The sequence below is a fragment of the Microcystis sp. LE19-84.1B genome (assembly GCF_027531875.1).
GTDB classification, from domain to species: Bacteria; Cyanobacteriota; Cyanobacteriia; order Cyanobacteriales; family Microcystaceae; genus Microcystis; species Microcystis panniformis.
On sequence record NZ_JAPZSR010000259.1, the window covers coordinates 1 to 2,325 of the forward strand.

A 2,325-nucleotide genomic window follows, 5' to 3' on the forward strand; every position below is an offset into this window, starting at 1 on the left:
AAAAAAAGCGAAATCTCTGTAATCTACATCAGCCGCATCTTCATCAGTCAGAAAATTCCAAGAAAAGCTTAAAATATCGCCAGCATTAGCAGTAATAGTCTGTTTAATAGCCGAGCCTTCAGTAACAAATAGATTGCTTAATTGATTACTCGATAAGCTGAGAAATGATTCTAAATTACTAGCATTAGTTAAGGGTTGATTGTCGTCACAAGCACCGACAAAAACACAAGTTTGTAACACGGCTTGATAACTTCCGTTAGCTGGTGTAACCTGAAAACTTGAAGTTTCAACGCTCGTTTGTCCGGTGGTATTCCAGTCAGAAAAATTACCAGTTTCAAAACTTCCATTGACAATAGCGGCGGGGGAGGCTTCAGGATTAGAAGCCAGCAAACTAGCAACAGCAATTAAGGTTAAAGTTGGGAGTTTAAACATGAGTAATTTTCCTGATATATGGTTAATTGCGAGATGAGAGATTTTGCTTGCTGTTTACTTAAGCTTGAATTAAAATGTCATTCTCATTTAGCACTGGGATGCCATTAAAATTGGCAAAAAGTGCGCCATTACCTAAGCCATTGCTTATTCCATTTTGATTGTAGAACAGATTACCTGTTGCTAGATTGTAAACGATTTTAGCATTACTGGAACCAACTAGATTTAGTTCGTTGGCGGCATCGTTAATAGTGGCAAATTCGGCGGCTTGTAAGTTATTGCCAATGGTACTGACAAGAGCATTGAAGGAGGTTTTACTTAGGATAATTTTGTCACTTCCTTTGATAAAGTCACTGATACTATCAACTCCAAAGTCACTGCTATTAAAGATAGCACCACTGCCAAAGAGAAATGAGTCGCTGCCATCGCCGCCGGTGAGAATGTCATTTCCTTTGCCACCAATTAGGGTGTCGTTACCGGCGCTACCGATAAGGGTGTCGTTGCCATCTAATCCCTTGAGTAGGTTATGGCCACTGTTGCCGGTGATGAGATTATCTAGATTATTACCTGTGCCGTTGGTGTTGTCATTGCCTGCTAAGGTGAGGTCTTCGATGTTGACGGTGAGAGTGTAATTTACAGAGGATTTGACGGTATCTTTGCCTTCTCCACCATTTTCGATGACTACATCACGGCTGCTATCGACAATGTAGGTGTCGTCACCGGGACCGCCTGCGAGTCGGTCATTTCCTTCGCCGCCGTCGAGAATATCGTTGCCTTCACCACCGTTGACGTTATCGTTACCGGCACCGCCATTGATGTGGTCGTCGCCGCTAGTACCGTTGATGGTTTCACTGCTGCTGCTACCGTTGATGGGGTTGAGTACGTTGAGGCTAAAGCTATCGTTGGCTTTTTCTCCGGCTGAATCGCTGGCGATGAGGGTGAGGTTATAGATGCCGGAGGCAGTATCGGAGGGAGTGCCACTGAAGGTTCCCGTGGCGGCATCAAAGGTGATACCACTGGGGAGGACTGTTGCTATTGCTAGGGTGTAGGTGAGAGTATCTCCATCTACGTCGTTGAAGGTATTGCTAGGAATGGTAAAGCTGAAGGGTTGTCCTTCGGTGGCGGTTTGATTGGCTATTTTCTGCTGTAATGTGGGTGCATCATTGACAGATGCGACTGTTATTGTGAAGCTATCATCAACAGTTTTACCGTTGGATGTTCCCCGAATTGTCAGATTAGCTATCCCAGATTGATTGTCTTGATAGTCAAGAGTTAATTGATTGTCAAGGATGGTAGCAGTGACTAATCCTGTATTGTCATTGAGGAATACTGATTTAACAATTGAAGCGATGTCATTATCAATATCAGTGAAGACATTGCTTATATCAATGACGGTATTGACTGCATCTTCGTTAACATTAACATCTGTAATCGGATTGAGGACGTTTGGTGCGTCATCTACTGGGTTGACTGTTACTAGGAAAGTATCTTCAACAGTTTTACCGTTGGATGTTCCCCGAATCGTAATATTAGCTATCCCAAATTTATTGTCTTGGTAGTCAAGAATTAATTGATTGTCAAGGATGGTAGCGGTGACTAATCCAGGATTGTCATTGAGGAATACTGATTTAACAATTAAAGCAATGTCATTATCAATATCAGTGAAGACGTTGGTTATATCAATGACGGTATTGGCTGCATCTTCGTTAACATTAACATCAGCAATCGGATTGAGGACGGTTGGTGGATTATCTACTATATCAAGCGCGTGAGCATAAACGTTATCGTTTTCGTTTGATTCTACTTGGTAGTTTTGGTAGCTAGAAGCATCTGTCTTAAATAATAAATAGCCACTTCCTGCTACATAACTAGGTAAGGTGACGGTACTGCTTGCTG

Annotated in this window: 1 protein-coding gene and 1 pseudogene; both read right to left on the reverse strand. The window is 42.4% G+C overall.

Translation table 11 applies throughout. The features are described from left to right. A pseudogene (locus O9324_RS15155) lies at positions 1-432 on the reverse strand (PEP-CTERM sorting domain-containing protein); the annotation flags it as partial. 58 nt (positions 433-490) lie between these two features. Next, the coding region (locus tag O9324_RS15160; protein ID WP_288140608.1) for a putative Ig domain-containing protein at positions 491-2,325 on the reverse strand (1,835 nt) is incomplete at its 5' end.